Source organism: Dyadobacter luticola (genome assembly GCF_005860805.1).
Lineage (GTDB): Bacteria > Bacteroidota > Bacteroidia > Cytophagales > Spirosomataceae > Dyadobacter > Dyadobacter luticola.
The window spans coordinates 2096754-2117357 of the sequence record NZ_VCEJ01000002.1; the positions used below are offsets into that span (position 1 = coordinate 2096754).

The window sequence follows — 20604 nt, forward strand, 5'->3', positions numbered from 1 at the left end:
TAGCGGTTCACAGTTTAATCTGCTACGGCCTAACTGCCTAAACCTTTTCGTCGGGGAGACAGGATTCGAACCTGCGACCCTCTGGTCCCAAACCAGATGCGCTACCGGGCTGCGCCACTCCCCGAGGTATTATTGCTCTTTCGGAGCATTTATTCAAACTTCCAGATAAGGTGTAGAGGAAGCGGGATTCGAACCCGCGGTACCCTTGCGAGTACGGCAGTTTAGCAAACTACTGGTTTCAGCCACTCACCCATCCCTCCTTCTTTCCGTTCTGGGTTGCAAATATAGCCGGTTGCATTTCAGAAAAACAAACATTCGGGCAAAAAAAACTTTATCAGAAGCCGCGATTGCCTATTTTTGGAAAAGTTTTAATTACCCAAGACGTTCATTATGAACTGGAATTATCCATTTGGCAGTACAGAATATTTTTTCATTTTCGCTTTCATTTTTGTCTATACCACCTACATCATACGCACCGTCCGCATCGCCAGGCAGCTTCAAACCACCGCGCGGACGCTTATCATCAAGCTTTTTTTAAGGACCATTACTTTCTCGCTACTCATCATCAGTCTGCTCGGCCCATCTTTTGGTGAGGCGGAGCGCGACATTCAAGCAAAAGGCAAAGATATTTTCGTGGTAGTGGATCTTTCCAAATCCATGGACGCGGCGGATGTTACACCTTCGCGGCTGGAAAAAGTGAAGTTTGAGCTAAATCGGTTTATCCAGGAAGAAAAATCGAACCGGATCGGGATCATTATTTTTTCGAATGATGCATTCATTCATGTGCCGCTTACCTATGATAATGCTGCGCTTGAACTCTTTATCCAGTCTTTGCAAACGGATTTGCTCCCCACCAGCGGCACCAATATTTGCGGGGCCATCGAGCTGGCTTACGACAAGCTGATGAATCACGCGGACCCGACGGGACGGGCCAAATTAATGGTACTTTTTACCGACGGAGAAAATGCAAACACTTGTAATAATGCGCTTTATAACAATCTAAGGCGCTTTGGGGTGGGTGTTTATACCGTTGCCGTGGGTACCAAAATCGGTATCAGCATTCAGGAAAACGGCAAGCCGCTGGTAGATAATAATGATAAACTGGTGATCAGTAAACTGGATGAAGGTTTTTTAAAAACGGTTGCTGGTGCATCCCGAGGCACTTATTATGAGCTGAATAACAGCAAAAATGATGTTCACCAGCTGATCAGCGACATCAATCAGGCGCAGGGTACATTGGTAGATTCGCGGACCATCACCGTGGTCAGTAACAAATATTATTATTTCCTTGGCGCTGCTTTCATTTTGATACTTCTGGACGTTTTAATTACCATCGGAACGTTTCGTCTCTGACGATCAATTCCTATTTTTGCGTCTCAAAAACGGATCGATATGACCGCACTTATTCTTTATGTCCTGCTCTGGCTTTGGGATAACCGCACCTTCGATTCCATTACAAAAGCCAACGAGCGGAAGTTGCAGGCCGAACAAGCTTACACAAGCAAGGAATTTGCGCGATCGGCTGAGCTATATAACCAGATCACTTATGGCTCCATTTTCTCGGACCCGGCGGCACGGCTGAACCTGGCGCATTCTTTCTACAATCTTGGAAATAAAAAACAGGCGCTGGTACATTATGAGCTGCTCAGCGACATTGAAAACAGCGCCATCGCTTCCATCGCAAACTGCCAGATCGCGCTCATTAAAGTTGCCCAAAAAGATACTGCGGGCGCATTAACTAACCTGAAAACCGCTTTGAAACGTGAGCCAGGCAATACGCTGGCGCGGACGAATTACATTATCCTGAAAAAAGCTTTTTCGGGTCAGGAGCAGCCGTCTGACATTCAATCGAGAAAAGAAAAATCTGAGCAGCAGGCAATTACTCAAAATCAGCAATCACAGCAACAGCCACAACCGGAGGGCCGGGACGTGGCCGACGACATTAAAAAAGAAGAATTGTTGAAAAGCCTGAAAGCGATGAACATGTCGGAAGATCAGGCGCGGGCGATCCTGGATGCTATGAAATCGAACGAATCGCAATATATTTACCAGCTCCGCAGAAAGCAGTACAATAAAATGACCCGCCAGAAGGACGAAATCGAATGGTAATTTTTACTGAAAAATAATGAATAGCATACCAGAAACTCACTTTCAATTCCCAGGACAGACCGCTTTTTACAAAGGAAAAGTGCGCGACGTTTATTCTTTTGACAAAAAACTGGTCATGGTCGCTACCGACCGCATTTCGGCTTTTGATGTGATCCTGCCGAGGGCGATACCTTATAAAGGCCAGGTACTGAACCAGATAGCCGCGCATTTTTTGACGGCGACTTCGGGTATCGTACCGAACTGGCTGCTGGAAGTGCCGGATCCGAATGTGAGTATCGGCATTAAATGTCAGGCCTACCCGGTGGAAATGGTGGTGAGGGGATACCTTGCCGGCCACGCGTGGCGGGAATATTCGGCTGGAAAAAGATCTGTTTGCGGTGTCTCGCTGCCGGAAGGTTTGAAAGAGAATGATAAACTTCCGACCCCAATTATCACCCCTACTACAAAGGCGCATGAAGGCCACGACGAGGACATATCAAGGGAAGAAATCCTGGCGCAAGGTCTTGTAAGCCAAGATGAATACGAGCATTTGCAAAGATATACCCTCGCATTGTTTGCAAAAGGCACCGAAATGGCCGCCGACCAGGGATTGATTTTGGTAGATACAAAATATGAATTCGGACAGCTGGATGGTGTCATTTACCTGATCGACGAAATCCACACGCCGGATTCTTCGCGCTACTTTTATGCGGATGTTTACGAGGAAAACCAGAGAGCGGGTGTGGCGCAGAAACAGCTTAGCAAGGAATTTGTAAGAGAATGGCTCATTCAGAATGGTTTCCAGGGAAAAGACGGACAATCCGTGCCTGAAATGACCGACGAGCGCGTGCAGCTGATCACCGACCGTTACATTGAGCTTTTTGAAAAAGTAACTGGTAACAAGTTTCAGAAAAACAACCTCGATAACCCGTTGAAACGCATTGAGTCGGCCATTCTGCGGTCATTGTAACTTAGTCGGTCCCATTTTTAAACACATTATCTGACAAAACGAACATTGTAATGAACTATAAACTGGAAAAGAAAGAGCAATACGTTTTCATCGAACTGGAAGAAACGGCATTTGCACAGGATATTCCGGCTTCATTTGAAGATACGGTTAAAACACTTTTCAGGGAAGGCTACCATAGTCTGATCGTCAATATGCAGACTGTCAAGTCGGTGGATACCGCTGGCGTTACGGTATTGAAGAAGGTTAACTGGCTGTGCGCCAATGATCTTGGGCTGTTGGTAATCGTGACCCGCGACGATGATTTTATGGACTTGCTGGAAGGTTTGAAGATTCCTGATCTGACAGTTTTGCCCACCAAAGAAGAGGCGATTGACGCGGTGTTTATGAACAACCTGGAAAACGAATTTGGTGCCGGCGACGACGATTATGACGATGAGGATTACGAAGGTGTAAGCGAATCGAAAGAGCCATAAGTACATTACGGTTACAGATATTTCAACGTCCCGAATCAACATCGGGGCGTTTTTTGTGCCCGCATTTCAAAATTTTTATTAATTTAGTAAGAGCGAATTTGTAATCTTCCAAGCCGGTAAAATGGTCACTTTACATTATCATTTTGCTAAGTTTTGACGTATGTCTTTAAGGTATTATCAATATTTCTATAAATATTGTAACGAAACGATCAAAAGGTTAGACTATAATAAAATTTTGCTATTCGCATATTAAGCCAAATATTTTTTATGGTTATCTTGCGTGGCTTTACCCTATTCATAACACAAATGCGGTTTAGCGCATTTTTTTAACCGCTTATTTAAATAAATTCTAATTACGAATTTATCAATTACTCTACAATCGCCGCGAATGTCGAAAATGTCTGAACAAATGGTAGAAAATCAGGGACTGTACCGTCCGGAATTTGAGCACGATGCATGTGGAATCGGTTTCCGGGCTAACATTAAGGGCCGTAAGTCACACCAGATTGTGGCTGATGCCATTCACATGTTAGAGCGCATGGAACACCGTGGGGCTACCGGCTTTGATCCAAATACCGGTGATGGCGCCGGCATCCTTATTCAGATACCTCACGAATTTTTTGTAGAGGAAAGTACCAAATTAGGCTTCCAGCTTCCTTTTGCAGGTGAATATGGCGTGGGAATGATCTTCTTCCCCGGCGACGAAACCATCCGCGAGGAATGCAGGGATATCCTGAATCGCAAAATTAAGAAACTCGGCCTGCATCTGCTGGGATACCGCAGAGTACCTACGCTGAACAATACATTGGGTGAAGGTTCGCTTTCTGTGGAGCCTTGCGTGGAGCAGGTTTTCATCAAGCGCCCGGACGATATTTCCGACGATACCGCTTTTGAAAGAAAGCTTTTTATACTCCGTCAGGTTTCGACCAGACTGATTAAAGATACCGTGAAAGGCGGCGCGAAGAGTTTCTATTATTCTTCGCTTTCCTGCCGTACCATTTCATACAAAGGACAGCTTACTACTGCGCAGCTGAAATATTACTTCCCGGACCTGGAAAACGAATCGGTGGTTTCTGCCCTGGCGGTAGTCCACTCACGTTTTTCTACCAATACATTTCCTTCCTGGGAACTGGCGCAGCCTTTCCGCTACATTGCCCACAATGGTGAGATTAATACCGTAAAAGGTAATGTAAACTGGATCCGCGCCGGAGAAAAATCATTCTACTCCGAGTTTTTTACCAAGGAAGAAATGGACATGCTCCTGCCGATCTGCGACAGGAACCAGTCCGACTCCGCGAATTTGGATAATGCGATCGAGCTGCTGCATTTGTCCGGCCGCTCCCTGCCGCACGTGATGATGATGCTGATCCCGGAAGCGTGGGACGGTAATGAGCAGATGGACCCGGAAAGACGCGCTTTCTACGAATACCACGCGGCGATTATGGAGCCTTGGGACGGACCTGCATCGATCTCATTTACAGATGGCAAGATGGTGGGCGCAACATTGGACCGGAACGGTCTGCGTCCTTCAAGATACTGGGTTTTGGACGATGATACCATCATTATGGCGTCGGAAGCCGGGGTTTTAGATGTGGATCAATCGCGTGTTGTAACCAAAGGCCGCCTGCAACCAGGACGTATGTTTGTCGTGGATATGGAGCAAGGCCGCATCATTCCCGATGAGGAAGTGAAGGCGCAGGTTTGTTCTGCCAAACCATACCAGAAATGGCTGGATGAGAACAAATTGCACGTAGACCAGCTGGAACATCCGATCCGTACTTACCGCGCTTATGACGAAAATGCGCTGTTGAAACGTCAGGTAGCATTTGGGTATACTTCCGAAGATTTGCGGATGATCCTTGCGCCGATGGCCCAAACTGGCTTGGAAGCGATAGGTTCGATGGGTACCGACAGCCCGCTGGCCGTTTTGTCCGAGCAGAGCCAGCACATGTCGACTTACTTCAAACAGCTTTTTGCACAAGTTACCAACCCGCCGATCGACTCGATCCGGGAGCGCTCGATCATGTCGCTGATCTCGTTTGTGGGAGGTAACGAAAATATATTGACAGAAAGTCCGAAACATTGCCGCCAGATTGCGCTGCCGCACCCGCTGCTTTCGGTGCAGGAGTTCGATAAGCTGCGTTTTGTGGACCGTGACGGTTTTCAGGCAAAAACAATCAACACGTATTTCCGCGCTGACGAAGGTGGAAAAGCGCTGGAAAGAGCATTAGACCGCATTTGCCGGTACGCAGTAGATGCGATCGAGGACGGATTTGAAATTCTAATTCTGTCTGACCGCGCCATCGACTCTGACCACGCTCCTATCCCATCTTTGCTGGCTACTGCAACCATCCACCACCATTTGATCCGCGAGGGTCTTCGTGGTAAGGTAGGTTTATTGGTTGAAGCCGGTGATGTTTGGGAAACGCATCACATTGCTACCCTGATCGGCTACGGCGCTGCCGGTATTTGTCCTTATATGGCTTTTGAAACATTGGCCTATATGAACAAAAAAGGCATGATCGAAGGAGAATTTACCGACGAGAAACTGCACTACAATTACATTAAGGCGGTTAACAAAGAGCTTTTGAAGATTTTCTCCAAAATGGGGATTTCGACATTGCAGTCTTACCAGGGCGCGCAAATTTTCGAATGTGTGGGTCTGAATAAAGAGGTGGTGGACAAATATTTCACGGGTACCATTTCCCGCATCAGCGGTATGGGTATCCACGACATTGCGCGCGAAATTCTGATCCGTCATAAAGTAGCCTACCATTCTACGCCTGACCAGAAACCTAGACTGGAAGTGGGTGGTGTATATCAGTGGAAACAGCGCGGCGAGGCGCACATTTTCAATCCACAGTCGGTTCACTTGCTGCAACAGGCGACGAAGACCAATAGTTACGAATTATTTAAAAAATACTCAAAACTCATTGACGACCAGGGGCATAAGGCACTTACGCTGCGTGGTCTACTGAGATTTAAAAAAGGTGTTTCTATTCCTTTGGAAGAAGTGGAATCCGCTGAAAATATCTTCAAACGTTTCGCGACCGGGGCAATGTCCTTCGGCTCGATCTCGTGGGAGGCGCATACTACCCTGGCGATTGCGATGAACCGCATCGGCGGGAAATCCAACTCCGGCGAAGGCGGTGAAGACGAATTGCGGTACAACAAGCTGCCAAATGGCGACTGGATGAACTCGCAGATCAAGCAGGTTGCATCAGGCCGTTTTGGTGTGACGAGTCACTACCTAAGTAATGCGGGTGAATTGCAGATCAAAACTGCGCAGGGTGCAAAACCGGGCGAAGGTGGTCAGTTGCCAGGCTTTAAAGTGGACGACTGGATCGGACGCACGAGACATTCGACGCCGGGTGTGGGCTTGATCTCCCCTCCTCCTCACCACGACATTTACTCGATCGAGGATTTGGCGCAGTTGATTTTTGACCTTAAAAATGCGAACCGTCAGGCAAGAATCAGCGTGAAGCTGGTATCTGAGGCTGGCGTAGGTACCGTAGCATCCGGTGTAGCCAAAGCACATGCCGATCACATTCTGATCTCGGGATACGACGGCGGAACTGGTGCATCGCCGCTGAGCTCGATCCGCCACGCGGGTCTTCCGTGGGAACTTGGTTTGGCCGAAACACATCAGACATTAGTAAAAAACAAATTACGCGGACGGGTTACCGTACAAGCTGATGGTCAGCTTCGTACAGGCCGTGACTTGGCGATTGCAGCAATGCTTGGCGCCGAAGAGTGGGGCGTGGCAACTGCGGCACTGGTAGCGGCGGGCTGTATCATGATGCGTAAATGTCACCTGAATACCTGCCCGGTGGGCGTGGCTACCCAGCGTAAAGAATTGCGTGCATTGTTCTCCGGAAAGCCTGAGCATGTGGTGAATATGTTCACATTCATGGCCGAAGAATTGCGCGAGATCATGGCGCAGCTGGGCTTCCGCACCGTCAATGAAATGGTGGGACAAGCGCAGTACCTGGAATTGCGGAATGATATCAAACATTGGAAATACAAAAACCTGAACTTCGACGCGATCCTTTATAAAGAAGGCGATTTGTCGGTAGCGCAGTTCAAGCAGGAAGAGCAGGATCACGGAATCGATGCAATTCTCGACATTGACCTGATCAAAGCGGCGCAGCCTGCATTGGAAAACAAGGAAGAAATTTACGGCGAGTTCCCGATCAATAACCTGAACCGCTCTTTGGGAACCATGCTTTCCAACGAAATTTCGAAAAAACATGGCGGCGAAGGTTTGCCAAAAGGCAACATTCACTTCAAATTCCGCGGTACGGCCGGACAAAGTTTCGGAGCATTTAATACCAACGGGGTACGTCTGGAACTGGAAGGTGATGCCAACGATTATTTCGGAAAAGGCCTTTGCGGCGCCGAGCTGATCGTTTATCCCGACCGTGATTCGAAATTCAAGCCGGAGGAAAACATCATTATCGGTAACGTAGCATTCTACGGCGCAACCTCGGGCGATGCATTTATCCGCGGAACAGCAGGTGAGCGTTTCTGCGTGCGTAACTCCGGTGCGAAGGTGGTGGTGGAAGGTGTGGGCGATCACGGATTGGAATACATGACAGGTGGTCTGGCGATCATTCTCGGAGAAACCGGCCGTAACTTTGCAGCGGGTATGTCGGGTGGTGTGGCTTATGTTTTGGACAAAACAGGCACATTCAAAGAAAAAGTGAACATGGAAATGGTAGCCGTAGAATCTCTGAATGAGGAAGATAAAGGCATCCTGCGTGAATATCTTGACAAACATTTCCAATACACAACCAGCAATGTCGCATTTCAGCTGATCCAGAATTGGGAGAAATCCGTTTTACAATTTGTGAAAGTGATGCCTAGCGATTTCAAAAAAGCTTTGGAGGGACGCGGCATTACGCTGGCGCAGCAGATCGCAGACAAAAACGTGGTTTACAAAGACATCGTCGTGGACGTTGTTCACCAATAATATTACGCATTCAATTGATTATCATTAGCATAACGATTTAATAAGAAGTAAAAGAATGGGAAAACCAACCGGATTTTTAGAGTTTCAGAGGGAGTTGCCAAAGAAAAGAGCTGTTGAAGAACGTCTTCACGACTATAAGGAAATTGAAACAGCGCCCACGGACTCTAATTCCAAACAGCAGGCAGCCCGTTGCATGGACTGCGGAATCCCTTTTTGCCATAATGGTTGTCCGCTGGGAAACATTATCCCGGAATTCAATGATGCGGTTTATGACGAAAACTGGGCGTTGGCTTACGAAATTCTGGCATCGACCAACAATTTTCCGGAGTTTACAGGACGTATTTGCCCCGCGCCGTGCGAAGCATCTTGCGTACTCGGCATCAACAAGCCGCCGGTAGCGATCGAATACATTGAAAAAGCGATCATTGAAAAAGCTTTCGAATTAAACCTCGTAAAACCAAAAATCCCGAAAATCCGTACCGGCAGGAAAGTAGCCGTAGTAGGTTCAGGACCAGCGGGTTTGGCGGCGAGTAACCAGCTAAATCAGGCCGGACATACCGTGGTACTTCTCGAAAGAGCTGATAAAATCGGTGGGCTTGTACGCTACGGGATCCCTGATTTCAAGCTGGACAAAGGCATTATCGACCGTCGTCTGGCGGTGATGGAAGAGGAAGGTATCGAGTTCCGTACCAATGTAAATGTTGGGGTTGACATTAAAGCCGATGAACTTTTGAATGAGTTTGACGCCGTAGTGCTGACGATGGGATCGACGGTTCCTCGTGATGTGAAAATCCAGGGACGTAACCTCAAAGGTGTACATTTCGCGATGGAATTCCTGAGCCAGCAAAACAAACGCGTGGCTGGTATCGATCGCTCAGTGGATCACCGCGGCGCTACTTATATCAACGGTGAAATTCTTGCAACTGACAAACATGTGGTGGTAATCGGTGGTGGGGATACAGGTTCCGACTGTGTGGGTACCTCGGGCCGTCACGGCGCAAAATCGGTTACGCAAATTGAATTGATGCCAATCCCACCGAAAGACCGCGATTCCAGCACACCCTGGCCGAACTGGCCAATGATGCTGCGCACTTCTACATCTCACGAAGAAGGTTGCGACAGACATTGGTCTATCAATACCAAGGAATTTGTCGGTGACGAAAACGGTAATTTGAAAGAATTGAAAATTGTTGACCTCGACTGGCAGAAAGACCCTGAAACGGGCCGGATGCAGATGAAAGAAGTGGAGGGCAGCGAAAGAAATATACCTTGCGATCTGGCATTTTTGGCGGCAGGATTTTTACATCCGCAGCAGGAAGGTCTGCTCAATGACCTTGACTTGGAATTTGATGAGCGTGGCAACATTAAAACCACTGGTTATCAGTCCACTTCAAACGAAAAAGTATTTGCCGCCGGCGACTGTCGCCGTGGCCAGTCACTGGTTGTCTGGGCAATTAGCGAGGGACGTGAGGCTGCCCGCGCGGTGGATGAGTACCTGATGGGTGAGTCATTTTTGGAGGCGAAGGCTGTGTCGATGTTCAATCCTGTTTTTGCGCATGCATAAAAAACTACAAAGGTCTTAAGCCACCTCTATAAATTGTTATTGATAAGAAAGCTGCTCCAAAAGGGCAGCTTCTTATTTTTCAGACGTTATATTTGAAAATTCAAGCGCATCCCGTTCATGTTTCTGCACCAATCGCCTTTTTGGTTAAAAGCTATTTTTCCGGACTTCGTCTGGCGCGTCCCGACCAAAGAGAAAAAATTGTTCATCACTTTCGACGACGGCCCGATCCCGGACATCACGGAGTGGGTGCTGAGCACGCTGGAACAGTTTCAGGCAAAAGCCACATTTTTTTGCATCGGCGATAATGTGCGCAAACATCCCCAGATTTTCAGGAAACTACTGGAAGGCGGACATGCCATCGGAAATCACACATTTAATCATTTAAATGGCTGGAAAAGTGAGAATAACACTTACCTGGACAACATCGAAAAATGTACCCGCCAGCTGGACTTCGCCACGAAGCTTTTCCGGCCACCTTATGGGAGGATCAAGAAAAGTCAATCCAAAATTGTACGCGCTGACAAGCAGATCATTATGTGGGACGTGCTGAGCGGCGATTTCTCACAAAACCTCACTCCTGAAATTTGTTTAAAAAAAACCATCGAATACACCCGCCCTGGCTCGATTATTCTGTTTCACGACAGCCTTAAAGCCTCAAAAAATATGCAATACACTTTGCCCCGATTTCTTGACCATTACGCGCAGAAAGGATACGCTTTCGAAGCCTTGCCGATGCAATAATTTATGAGTGGTCAAATTAAAGTAAGCGTGCTGCTTGCCGCCCGGAATGAAGAGCAGAACATCGAAAGGTGCCTCCGCTCGCTGGATGCATTGAATTTCCCAAAAGATAATATTGAAATCATCATCGGCGACGACGATTCCGAGGACCTGACGGCAGAAATTACCAATCGTTTCATCGCGGATAAAAGTCAGTTTAAATACACTAAGATTACCCAAAAGCAGGCTGGATTAACTGGAAAAGCCAATGTGCTGGCCCAGCTTGCGCATTACGCTGTGGGGAAATACCTGTTTTATTGCGATGCGGATATTGCTGTTTCACCTGAGTGGCTCAATGGTATGCTGCCGCATTTCGAGGAAAAGACCGGTGTTGTGGTGGGTTTGACGCGGATGAAAAAAAGTCATTTGCTGGCCGATATGTTGTCTATCGAATGGTTGTTTGCGCTCACTGTTGCCCGTTTTTTCTCACTTTTTAAAATCCCGATCACGGGTATGGGAAATAACATGGCGGCTACGCGGGAAGCTTATTTTAATGCCGGCGGCTATGAAAAGCTGGGGTTTTCGATCGTGGAGGATTATGCTTTGTTTATGGGTATTGTCAGAAAAGGTTATGGTTTCAAGATGGCTTATCAAGAGCAGATTCTGAGTGTTTCTGAACCTGTGAATACATTCGCCGAACTCCTGAAACAGCGAAAGCGCTGGATGAAAGGGGTGATGGAATCTTTTTGGGTCACAAAATGGAGCCTGATATTTTCGTCGCTGATCGTCCCGATTTTACTCATTTTAAATATCTGGTGGCCGATCGATCCGCTGGCGGGATTCGTAAGATATTATGTGATCGTAACCGTCATTTGTCTGATTTCCGTTATCATTCTCAAACAATACGATCTTTGGAAGGCAGCATTCCTGTTTTGGTTTTACATGACCGTGCTGGGATGGATTATGCTGATAAACTATTTTTTACCCGGAAAATTGGTCTGGAAAGGCCGGGAATATTAACCCTATGATTGAAACCCACGCCCACATTTACAGCGACGATTACACCGACGACCGTAATGCCATGCTTTCCCGGGCCTGGGAAGCCGGGATCGAACAAATATGGATGCCAAACTGCGACCATACGACCATTGATGGAATGATGCAGCTGGCCGAAAGATTTCCTGGTCAATGTCTGCCAATGATCGGGTTACATCCGACTTATGTGAAGGAGGACTTCGAAAATGAGCTTGCGATCGTCGAAGCTTGGCTGGACAAATATCCCTTTATCGCCGTCGGTGAAATTGGGATAGATCTTTTCTGGGACGTGACATTTCGGGAGCAGCAGGAAAAAGCGTTTTTATATCAATGTAAGCTGGCCCGGAAACATGATTTGTGGATCGATATCCATAGCCGGAGCGCTTTTTGGGAAACGGTAAAACTGATCGAAGACTTCGGTGATTCCAAGTTGACGGGTATTTTTCATTGTTTCACGGGAACATTGGAAGAAGCGCAAAAAGCCATAGAGCTCGGTTTTAAACTAGGAATCGGTGGGGTTGCCACTTTTAAAAACGGTGGTTTGGACAAAGTCCTGCCTTTTGTTGACCTCGAACATCTGGTACTTGAAACCGACAGCCCTTACCTGGCGCCTATCCCCTATCGCGGCAAACGGAATGAGGTTGCATACATCGACCTCGTTGCCCAGCGCGTGGCCGATTTGAAACAGACTACCAAAGCACACATTATGGAAACGACTACCCGTACAGCCCTGCGCCTGTTGACCAAAAATAACCCACATGGATTACACGAAAATTCACATTAACCCCATCTCACCCGAGCCCACAAATGGCTCAGTACTTGTGATTTACACTGGCGGCACGCTGGGAATGATTTACGAGCGAAAAGGAAAACAGCTGGTACCTTTTGATTTCCAGCAGATCATGGAAAGACTGCCGGAAATCAGCCGCCTGGATTTCGACATTACCTTTTTGTCCCTCGCCGAGCCGATCGATTCGTCCAACATTAACCTGGAAATATGGGTGGAGCTGGTGGAAATTATTGAGGCGAACTACGATCAGTACGACAGTTTTGTGATCCTGCATGGCACGGATACGATGGCTTACACAGCTTCGGCACTGAGTTATCTGCTTGAAAATCTGAACAAACCAGTCATACTTACCGGCGCGCAATTACCTATCGGTGTGCCGCGCTCGGATGCACGTGAGAATGTGATCACTGCACTTGAACTCGCAACTGCCAAGAATGAAGCCGGCCACCCGATTATTACCGAAGTCTGCATTTATTTCAATTCGCAGCTGCTGCGCGGAAACCGATCTAAAAAGAAGGAAAGCTCTGATTTCAACGCATTTCACTCCGAAAACTACCCGCCGCTGGCCAATGCGGGTGTCAGCATTGACTATAACTTACCTTACGTGAAACCCTACGAGCCGGGGCCAAAATTTGTGGTGCACAAAACGCTCAACAACCACGTAGCATTTCTGAAAATGTTTCCCGGCATTACGCCGGTGGTCGTGCAATCGACCTTGAATATCAAAGGATTAAAAGGCGTGGTGCTGGAAACATACGGCTCCGGCAATGCTACGACGGATATCTGGTTCCTGAACGCGATCAGCAAAGCCATCGACCGCGGCATCGTCATTTTCAACGTATCGCAATGTGACGGAGGAAGGGTAAGTCAGGGACAGTACCAAACCAGTAAATTCCTGGAACAAGTAGGCGTAGTGAGCGGCTCAGACATTACAGCCGAAGCGGCTATTACAAAAATGATGTACGTTTTCGGCAAGGAAACCGACGCCCAAAAGTGTATCGAAATGCTGGCAAACCCTTTACGCGGCGAAATGAGTATCTGATTTGCACTTGAAATTTGCTTTGCAGATCCACTTTACTATATTTGCACCCCGTACAACAAAATAGAGAGGTGCCCGAGCGGTTGAAGGGGCCACCCTGGAAAGGTGGTACATGGGTAACTGTGTCGTGAGTTCGAATCTCATCCTCTCTGCAAAAAGCGTATTAAGGCCTGTAAATTTAACATTTACAGGCTTTTTGCTTTTGGCTAAACCGTCAAATACCTGCACCATCTGGCCTGCCGAATCAAACTGCTACGCCTGATCCCAACCTATCAGCACAACTACCTCGAAACTCTTCAACTAGTTAAACTTTTTTGTAGCCTGGCCGGGCGACCTTTGTGCTATGGAAAATATAACAAAGCGCAAAGAAAGTATTCTTTTCTGCACAAGAATTGCCCTGGATCGGGCGCGGTTTACATCGGGTTTGGGAAACAAACCTTCACTTATTAATAACATTCTTTACATATGAGAGTAGTAACAATTCCGGACACCGTGCCAGGCACAGGACCGATACTAATGTTGAATATGCTTAAATTCGCGGACCGACGTCTGTATATTGAAGAGTATCTCCCGGCTTTTAAAAAGGTCGTGGGAATTCTGGGAATGGAAGCCAAAGTGACCCTGCTGAGCGACATGCTAGCTAGCATAATAGCGGATGAAGGCGAAGATTGGGATGCCATTCTTATTGTGGAATATGCCAGCGCCGAAGCATTTTTAACCGTAGCGCAAAGCGATGCCTACCGCGATATAGCCGAACCACTTCGCCTCGCCGCCCTGGCAGACCTGAAACTGTACATGACGCGTCGGTCTGCACTGTAATACTTTATCTTGCCGATGCACGAGCTTATCCTGAACAATTTTGCTATGCACATAGCGCTTGCACCTGATGAACAGGAGCAGGCGCTCACTTTTTTTCAGCTCAAAAAATTTAGAAAGAGAGTCTCACTGTTGAATGCAGGTGAAATAGACCGGCACATTTACTTTGTGAAGCACGGCTGCCTGCGCATGTTTTATACGGACAAAACGGGCGAAGACCACATTATCGGTTTTTATCCAGAAAATTGGTGGACCTGCGATATTGTGAGCTTTTTTAATGTGCAGCCGTCTGCTAATTCCATTCAGGCGCTGGAAGACAGCGAAGTGTATTATATCTCTTTACCTCAGCTGGAAAAATTGTTCGTAATCATCCCAAAATTCGAGCGTTTTTTCCGGATCCTAAACCAAAATGGTTTTGAACTTTACCAGCGTCGCATAACCTCCCAACTTTATAAAACGGCCGAACAACGCTATCTCGAATTCCGCAAACGCCACCCTGGTTTGGAGCAACGCATCGCGCAGAAACATATCGCTAGTTATCTGGGTATCACACCCGCCTTCCTGAGCATGATCCGAAAAGAAAGTGGCACTTGATCCGATGTGGATAATTTATTTCAATCGCGGTCTTTTGGATTTTAAGGATGAATCAGGAAAAACTGATTCACTCCAAATTGCTATCAAAAGCAAAAAAAAGGCTAGGAAATTTCCTAGCCTGCACATAGTTTCATGCGATATTCATCAAGCTCTCGAAATGCTAGTCGCCTTTTTTGTGCTTGTGCGGTTTCAACGATGGTGTATTGCCTGGGGATTCTTTATTATCCCTTTGGCGCTTGTCCGGCTCTTCTGTTGAAGCGGCAACTTTTTTAGGTCCTGTCTTTATTCCCATGTCTTTATGTATATTAAGTTATGGTAAATCAATTTTAAACACAAAAAAGCTGTGCCACATACCTAACGTTATAGTACTTTCTTGTACGTAGTTACCCATAGAGAATAATGATCGATTGAAATGAAGACCTACTACCTACCCGACGATCTCCTGGATGACGCTGCGGCCCGACAGGACGATGTCGTAATTCGTTACTACAACTCCGATCGTGACTCAGTCAAAAACAGGATCGTCCTGAATAAAAATATGATCAACCTGCTGGTGAGTGGCACGAAAACAATCATTTATCCCGACGCGACGGCGGTTGTTCATGCGGGCGAACTGATTGTTCTTTCGACAGGAAATGTGCTTACCTCCGAGCTGCTTGCCGGTACAAATCAGTTCACGAGCATTCTCTTTTATTTCAGCAATGAAGTATTTAACCGGTTTCTGATAAAGTATGATTACCTGCTGAACGAAACAGCTGCCAAAGCCAATAAGCAGCCTTTTTTGATTTTCAGGCAGGACTCTTTCATCAAACATTTCATTGCTTCTTTACAAGTTCTGCTCAAAAGTGGCGGGACTTTGCCAGCAGAAATCCGGTTGCTTAAAATCGAGGAACTGCTATTGTATATGTTCCAGACCGATCCGGACAGGTTCCACGCTATCCAGATCCTGACCCGCGACAAACAGCAACTGCAAATCAAGAAAGTGGTTGAAAGCCAGATCGGTCAGCCAACTACGGTGGAGGACCTTGCATTCCTCTGCCACATGAGCACTTCCACATTCAAGCGAAAATTTGGCGAGATTTATCAAACCTCCCCTCAAAAATGGTTGCTGGCCAAAAGGCTTGAACTGGCTGCGGACCTGCTCCGAACATTTGACGAAAGCCCTTCCGGTGTGTATATGCGGGTTGGGTATCAGAACCATTCCAGTTTTTCGGAAGCATTCCGGAATCATTTTGGAAGCACGCCGAGCGATTACCAGCAGAAGCATTTGAACGTTGCGCCGTAGCGGTTGACCGTCTATCCCTACCTGCCCCGCAGCCTGCGACTGTAATTTTGGTCATCACAAAAACAAAATAATGATGGAAACAATGACCGAAAACAACAAAGCAGTAGTACGCCGCTTCAACGAGGAAGTAATCGCCCAGGGAAATCTGCAAAGCTTTTATGAACTTATGGACGAGGAATTCGTAAATCGTTCTGCGCCAGAGGGCATGAGCAATGGTGCGGATGGCATGATTTACTTTTTCAATGAAATTCTTCGCCCGGCAATGCCCGACATCCAGGTAACAATTCACCAGCAAGTTGCGGAAGGTGACCTGGTTACTACCCGCAAAACGATCAGCGGAACGCAAACTGGCGCTTTGCTAGGCATTCCGGCCACCGGAAGAGCGGTCAATATCGACGTGATCGACATCGTCAGGGTGAAAGACGGCAGGTACTTTGAACATTGGGGAATCACGACGCTGTCGGATGTAATGTCTCAATTGCAGAATTAGCCGATATTCACCCAGTCCTGACTACCTCGTCAGGACAACCTGTTTAGTCGCCTTTGCTTTCTGAATTGCAAAACAGAACCTGCGATAAACAGGACAAGTAGTAAAAGAAGCGTCCTGGCAATTAATGGATCTCCGGGTCCATTTGCCAGCGGATGCCCCACCGGAACGCGGGTAAATGTTTCATTTACAGTAGGAAGCCAGGATAGGAAGAAACTGAACGACAGCAGAAAATTCTCAAAAAAGCGGGCCCTAATGTTCCCTGGTTTTTTAGAATAAAGAAAATAAGCTACCCCTATTAACACCACAATCAACAAGGCAAGAATGTGGCCGGGATTGAAACCTTTGACACTCGATAATCCCAGGGCTGTGAGTGAAGCGACAAGTGTGCAATAAAAATAGATTTTCCCGGATAATCTGCCCAGATCAATTTTCGCGCTCTTGATGAGCGATACAATGGCTGCAATGATAGCTACGACGCCGATGACGGTGTGAAAGATACCCAAATATGAAAGTCCCATAATTTGTTTTTTGTTTGATTTACACTGCAAAGTTGCCTGGCAGACAGCAGAATAACTTTGCAGGTTGGGCCAATGATTTGGCAATTTGGGCCAGCAGTAATCAGGTTTTGGGAACTGGTGCATTGGGTCGTATGCTATCTCAGCTTTCTTTAAATTTCAAACGATAATTGGTGGGCGTGACACCATATTTATCGTGAAAGCTCTTGGTAAAATTGGCCAGATCATTGAATGCACATTCAAAAGCAATGTCTGTAATACGCTCATTTGAAACCGACAGCAGCTGCGCCGCCCGTTCCAGGCGTTTCGATTTGATATAATTGGCGGGAGAATCATTGTAAAGCTTTTTGAATTCCCTTTTAAATGAGGAAGCACTCAAATTGTTCTTTTGCGCCAGATCCTCTACGCTGATCGGTGCAAACAAATGCGCTTCAATAATCTGTTTGAAAGTGAAAACGGTGGGTGAGAAAAGTTGAGAGAGAATCGTTTGGATTATCTCTGCCTCTTGTGTCTGGGATAACAGGAGAACGATTTCTTTGAGTTTTAATATCAAAATTTCATCGCTTACCAGGGATGGATTTTCAAAATAGAATAATAACCCTTCAATATATTTTTGAATCAGGAAATCATTGTTAATTACGCCCCGGTGCTGATTCGTGATTTGATTATTCTTTTTAAATACCACCGGCATTTCATTATCATACACTTTTTTTAAAATGTCCGCGTGAAATGTAACAATCACAATTTCACCGTTTTTGTCGGAATTGGCGTCCCTGATCTGTTTGCCCGATTGCAGGCAATTCAGCAGCAGGGATTGATTGGCAGGAATATTCAATTGCTCAGCTCCCGACCGATATTGCATTTCCCCTTTCAACATATATAAGAAACACGCTCGCTCCGCGACTGGAAATGCAAATTCAAAAGGCGCTTTTAAGTTCACCTTTTGAATTACAGTTTCGCCGAATAAATCAAACTTTTTATATTCAGTGACCATTTAAATGTTATCGGATAATAAAATATCTAAGGCGGATTTACATGATAAAATGCGACTCGGAAGAAATAGGTATGCTTAATACTTTGGAAATTAAACAGTTTTTCTCAGCATCTTTCGTGATCGCTTCAAACACCTCCGCGCTGAGTCCCGGTACGTTTCCCGTAATATTAAGATGAATGCCGGTAATGAACGCACCATCCAGGGAAACAGTCGCTTCGGTATCCAGTGCCGCCGCCACCAAGCCCTTCTCGGTGAGCGCATAGCTCACTGCCATGGTAAAGCACCCCGCGTGCGCTGCCGCCAGAAGTTCTTCTGGATTCGTCCCTTTTTCGCCTCCCACAAACCGGGTCTTGAAACTATAATTTGTTTTGTTTAAAATCTCGCTCTGGGTAGTCAGTTCACCTTTACCTTCTTTGACGGTTCCTGCCCAATGTGCTTTTGCTTTACGTTCCATTTTTATATTTGTTAAATATGATCGTCGATATTGACAATACAAAGTTGCAACACCCGCATCAGAAATTACTTGTGTATTAGGCCAACTATTTGGCTATTTGGGTCAGGCCGGTTTCGCAGCCTGGAACCAGTAATCACCCGGCACGATTTTCGACTAACTTGTCTTATGAACATTCTTCTTACCGGGGCCACCGGTTACATTGGCAAGCGGCTGCTTCCTATTTTGCTTGATCACGGCCATCATGTGATCTGTTGTGTCAGGGATAAGCAACGTTTTCCGTCCAGCGGCATTTACCAGCATGCCAACATTTCACTTTTCGAGGTTGATTTTTTGAATGAAATCCCGGATTCAAAAGCATTGGGAAAGATCGATGCCGCTTATTATCTGATCCATTCAATGAGCTCAACATCTGGGGATTTTGAAAGGATGGAAACGCTCTCTGCCCAAAATTTTATCAAACTTGTCGGTGGATCGGGCATCAGACAGATCATCTATTTAGGCGGCATTACCAATGGGAATGATCTTTCGAAACATTTAAATTCAAGAAAGAAAGTTGAAGAGGTTCTGAGCAGCAGCGACATTCCTTTGACGGCGATCAAAGCGGGCATCATTGTCGGCTCCGGCAGCGCCTCTTTTGAAATTATCCGGGATCTCGTCGAGAAACTACCGGTCATGATTACCCCTAAATGGCTGAATACCAAAAGCCAGCCGATCGCAATCCGGAACATCCTGGAATACCTGGAAGGCGTGTTGCTAAAAGAAGAAACATTTAACCAGTCATTTGATGTGGGCGGCGCGGAGATACTTACTTATAAACAGATGCTCATGCAATTTGCAGAGTTCAGGGGACTGAAACGGTACATTATTTCAGTACCGGTGATGACACCCAGGCTTTCCTCCTACTGGCTGTATTTTGTCACTTCCACGTCTTTCAAACTGGCTTCCAATCTGGTCAACAGTATGAAGGTCGAGGTAATCCCGCGTGATAATGTTCTGGAAAAGATGCTGAGCATTCACCCGATTTCATATCGGGATTCACTGGCGCTGGCATTTCAAAAAATTGAGCAGAACAATGTGGTTTCGAGCTGGAAAGATTCGTTTGCATCCAGCTATGTGAACAATTACATGATCGAGCATATCCGCATTCCCAAAGCGGGTTGTTTTACGGATAAAAGGTTGCAGGAGATCAGCGGGAACCTGGATCAGGTGGTTGAAAATATCTGGTCGATCGGTGGCAGACGCGGCTGGTATTATGGAAACTGGCTCTGGAAACTTCGCGGATTTATGGATAAAATGGTCGGCGGCGTGGGCCTGCGCCGCGGCCGGACCAATGAACATATCATTAACAGTGGCGATACCCTCGATTTTTGGCGTGTATTGGCGGCCGATAAAGCCAACATGCGTTTACTTCTTTATGCAGAAATGAAACTTCCCGGCGAGGCGTGGCTTGAATTTAAAGTGATTAAAAAAGATGCGAAAAACTATTTGCAGCAAACCGCCACTTTTCGTCCGAAAGGGTTACTGGGGCGACTTTACTGGCTGGCTGTTTTGCCTTTCCACTTTTTTATTTTTGAAGGAATGCTGACCAACATTATCGGCTTCGAAAAAGCGACCAGATAATTTTTGATGGAAGAAAAAAATAAGGCAGCTGCGGCAAAAAGGCACCCTCTGGCAAAATACGGACAGCCGCAAGACATCAGCCAGGCCATCGCATTTTTACTTTCGGACAACAGCAGCTGGGTCACTGGGCAAGTAATCGGCGTCGACGGTGGTCTTGGGAAGTTGCGGCTTTGAACTTGCGAGGTCAA

The 20604-nt window shown here is 46.6% G+C and carries 19 protein-coding genes and 3 tRNA genes; 17 read left to right on the forward strand and 5 right to left on the reverse strand.

Translation table 11 applies throughout. The features are described 5' to 3' along the window. Positions 1–50: 50 nt before the first annotated feature. Together FEN17_RS08810 and FEN17_RS08815 are read right to left on the reverse strand one after the other, a co-directional pair. Positions 51–124 (reverse strand) — tRNA-Pro (locus tag FEN17_RS08810). 49 nt (positions 125–173) lie between these two features. Further along, positions 174–260, reverse strand: a tRNA-Ser gene (locus tag FEN17_RS08815). A gap of 130 nt (positions 261–390) precedes the next feature. Here FEN17_RS08815 and FEN17_RS08820 point away from each other — a divergent pair. The 15 genes from FEN17_RS08820 (at position 391) to FEN17_RS08890 (ending at position 16833) form a co-directional block, all read left to right on the forward strand. Further along, positions 391–1353: a vWA domain-containing protein gene (locus FEN17_RS08820; RefSeq protein WP_138364892.1), complete on the forward strand. Its 963-nt coding sequence runs from the start codon at positions 391–393 to the stop codon at positions 1351–1353. 39 nt (positions 1354–1392) lie between these two features. Further along, on the forward strand, positions 1393–2109 hold the full coding sequence (locus tag FEN17_RS08825) for a hypothetical protein (RefSeq protein WP_138364893.1): 717 nt from the start codon (positions 1393–1395) through the stop codon (positions 2107–2109). A gap of 16 nt (positions 2110–2125) precedes the next feature. Further along, positions 2126–3058 carry a phosphoribosylaminoimidazolesuccinocarboxamide synthase gene (locus FEN17_RS08830; RefSeq protein ID WP_138364894.1) on the forward strand — a complete coding sequence of 311 codons (933 nt, stop codon included), beginning with the start codon at positions 2126–2128 and terminating at the stop codon, positions 3056–3058. Between the two features lie 50 nt (positions 3059–3108). After that, complete coding sequence (locus FEN17_RS08835) at positions 3109–3531, forward strand: STAS domain-containing protein (RefSeq protein ID WP_138364895.1); 423 nt, start codon at positions 3109–3111, stop codon at positions 3529–3531. 388 nt (positions 3532–3919) lie between these two features. After that, the gene (gltB, locus tag FEN17_RS08840; protein ID WP_138364896.1) at positions 3920–8503 is read left to right on the forward strand and encodes a glutamate synthase large subunit; all 4584 of its coding nucleotides are present in this window, start codon (positions 3920–3922) and stop codon (positions 8501–8503) included. A 55-nt stretch (positions 8504–8558) separates the two neighbouring features. Beyond that, on the forward strand, positions 8559–10067 hold the full coding sequence (locus FEN17_RS08845) for a glutamate synthase subunit beta (RefSeq protein ID WP_138364897.1): 1509 nt from the start codon (positions 8559–8561) through the stop codon (positions 10065–10067). Between the two features lie 117 nt (positions 10068–10184). Further along, positions 10185–10808: a polysaccharide deacetylase family protein gene (locus FEN17_RS08850; RefSeq protein WP_138364898.1), complete on the forward strand. Its 624-nt coding sequence runs from the start codon at positions 10185–10187 to the stop codon at positions 10806–10808. 3 nt (positions 10809–10811) lie between these two features. Then, positions 10812–11804: a glycosyltransferase gene (locus FEN17_RS08855; protein ID WP_138364899.1), complete on the forward strand. Its 993-nt coding sequence runs from the start codon at positions 10812–10814 to the stop codon at positions 11802–11804. Between the two features lie 4 nt (positions 11805–11808). Then, on the forward strand, positions 11809–12603 hold the full coding sequence (locus tag FEN17_RS08860) for a TatD family hydrolase (RefSeq protein WP_138364900.1): 795 nt from the start codon (positions 11809–11811) through the stop codon (positions 12601–12603). After that, complete coding sequence (locus FEN17_RS08865; RefSeq protein ID WP_138364901.1) at positions 12578–13651, forward strand: asparaginase; 1074 nt, start codon at positions 12578–12580, stop codon at positions 13649–13651. The genes FEN17_RS08860 and FEN17_RS08865 overlap by 26 nt, the downstream gene beginning before the upstream one ends. A gap of 62 nt (positions 13652–13713) precedes the next feature. After that, positions 13714–13800, forward strand: a tRNA-Ser gene (locus FEN17_RS08870). 313 nt (positions 13801–14113) lie between these two features. Next, entirely contained in the window at positions 14114–14467 is a 354-nt protein-coding gene (locus tag FEN17_RS08875; RefSeq protein WP_138364902.1) for a hypothetical protein, read from the forward strand. Between the two features lie 45 nt (positions 14468–14512). Continuing rightward, a complete protein-coding gene (locus FEN17_RS08880; RefSeq protein WP_229208739.1) occupies positions 14513–15058 on the forward strand; it encodes a Crp/Fnr family transcriptional regulator in 546 nt (181 codons plus the stop codon). Positions 15059–15470: 412 nt separating this feature from the next. Then, on the forward strand, positions 15471–16343 hold the full coding sequence (locus tag FEN17_RS08885; protein WP_138364904.1) for a helix-turn-helix domain-containing protein: 873 nt from the start codon (positions 15471–15473) through the stop codon (positions 16341–16343). Positions 16344–16413: 70 nt separating this feature from the next. After that, a complete protein-coding gene (locus FEN17_RS08890) occupies positions 16414–16833 on the forward strand; it encodes an ester cyclase (RefSeq protein ID WP_138364905.1) in 420 nt (139 codons plus the stop codon). Between the two features lie 29 nt (positions 16834–16862). On the opposite strand, the gene FEN17_RS08895 is transcribed toward FEN17_RS08890, so the two are convergent. The 3 genes from FEN17_RS08895 to FEN17_RS08905 form a co-directional block, all read right to left on the reverse strand. Further along, complete coding sequence (locus tag FEN17_RS08895; protein WP_138364906.1) at positions 16863–17351, reverse strand: hypothetical protein; 489 nt, start codon at positions 17349–17351, stop codon at positions 16863–16865. 139 nt (positions 17352–17490) lie between these two features. Continuing rightward, entirely contained in the window at positions 17491–18342 is an 852-nt protein-coding gene (locus tag FEN17_RS08900) for a helix-turn-helix domain-containing protein (RefSeq protein WP_138364907.1), read from the reverse strand. Positions 18343–18379: 37 nt separating this feature from the next. After that, on the reverse strand, positions 18380–18796 hold the full coding sequence (locus FEN17_RS08905; RefSeq protein WP_138364908.1) for an OsmC family peroxiredoxin: 417 nt from the start codon (positions 18794–18796) through the stop codon (positions 18380–18382). A gap of 165 nt (positions 18797–18961) precedes the next feature. Between FEN17_RS08905 and FEN17_RS08910 the strand changes: the two genes are divergently transcribed. Beyond that, positions 18962–20416, forward strand: a complete 1455-nt coding sequence (locus FEN17_RS08910) for an SDR family oxidoreductase (protein ID WP_138364909.1) — start codon at positions 18962–18964, stop codon at positions 20414–20416. 6 nt (positions 20417–20422) lie between these two features. Further along, the gene (locus FEN17_RS08915; RefSeq protein ID WP_138364910.1) at positions 20423–20590 is read left to right on the forward strand and encodes an SDR family oxidoreductase; all 168 of its coding nucleotides are present in this window, start codon (positions 20423–20425) and stop codon (positions 20588–20590) included. Positions 20591–20604: the final 14 nt, after the last annotated feature.

Coding starts and splice junctions, on each gene's coding strand:
- FEN17_RS08845 (WP_138364897.1), top strand. CDS start 8,559: ATGGGAAAACCAACCGGATTTTTAGAGTTTCAGAGGGAGTTGCCAAAG.
- FEN17_RS08915 (WP_138364910.1), top strand. CDS start 20,423: ATGGAAGAAAAAAATAAGGCAGCTGCGGCAAAAAGGCACCCTCTGGCA.
- FEN17_RS08855 (WP_138364899.1), top strand. CDS start 10,812: ATGAGTGGTCAAATTAAAGTAAGCGTGCTGCTTGCCGCCCGGAATGAA.
- FEN17_RS08875 (WP_138364902.1), top strand. CDS start 14,114: ATGAGAGTAGTAACAATTCCGGACACCGTGCCAGGCACAGGACCGATA.
- FEN17_RS08885 (WP_138364904.1), top strand. CDS start 15,471: ATGAAGACCTACTACCTACCCGACGATCTCCTGGATGACGCTGCGGCC.
- FEN17_RS08820 (WP_138364892.1), top strand. CDS start 391: ATGAACTGGAATTATCCATTTGGCAGTACAGAATATTTTTTCATTTTC.
- FEN17_RS08910 (WP_138364909.1), top strand. CDS start 18,962: ATGAACATTCTTCTTACCGGGGCCACCGGTTACATTGGCAAGCGGCTG.
- FEN17_RS08880 (WP_229208739.1), top strand. CDS start 14,513: ATGCACATAGCGCTTGCACCTGATGAACAGGAGCAGGCGCTCACTTTT.
- FEN17_RS08835 (WP_138364895.1), top strand. CDS start 3,109: ATGAACTATAAACTGGAAAAGAAAGAGCAATACGTTTTCATCGAACTG.
- FEN17_RS08850 (WP_138364898.1), top strand. CDS start 10,185: ATGTTTCTGCACCAATCGCCTTTTTGGTTAAAAGCTATTTTTCCGGAC.
- FEN17_RS08830 (WP_138364894.1), top strand. CDS start 2,126: ATGAATAGCATACCAGAAACTCACTTTCAATTCCCAGGACAGACCGCT.
- gltB (WP_138364896.1), top strand. CDS start 3,920: ATGTCGAAAATGTCTGAACAAATGGTAGAAAATCAGGGACTGTACCGT.
- FEN17_RS08895 (WP_138364906.1), bottom strand. CDS start 17,351: ATGGGACTTTCATATTTGGGTATCTTTCACACCGTCATCGGCGTCGTA.
- FEN17_RS08890 (WP_138364905.1), top strand. CDS start 16,414: ATGATGGAAACAATGACCGAAAACAACAAAGCAGTAGTACGCCGCTTC.
- FEN17_RS08860 (WP_138364900.1), top strand. CDS start 11,809: ATGATTGAAACCCACGCCCACATTTACAGCGACGATTACACCGACGAC.
- FEN17_RS08825 (WP_138364893.1), top strand. CDS start 1,393: ATGACCGCACTTATTCTTTATGTCCTGCTCTGGCTTTGGGATAACCGC.
- FEN17_RS08900 (WP_138364907.1), bottom strand. CDS start 18,342: ATGGTCACTGAATATAAAAAGTTTGATTTATTCGGCGAAACTGTAATT.
- FEN17_RS08865 (WP_138364901.1), top strand. CDS start 12,578: ATGGATTACACGAAAATTCACATTAACCCCATCTCACCCGAGCCCACA.
- FEN17_RS08905 (WP_138364908.1), bottom strand. CDS start 18,796: ATGGAACGTAAAGCAAAAGCACATTGGGCAGGAACCGTCAAAGAAGGT.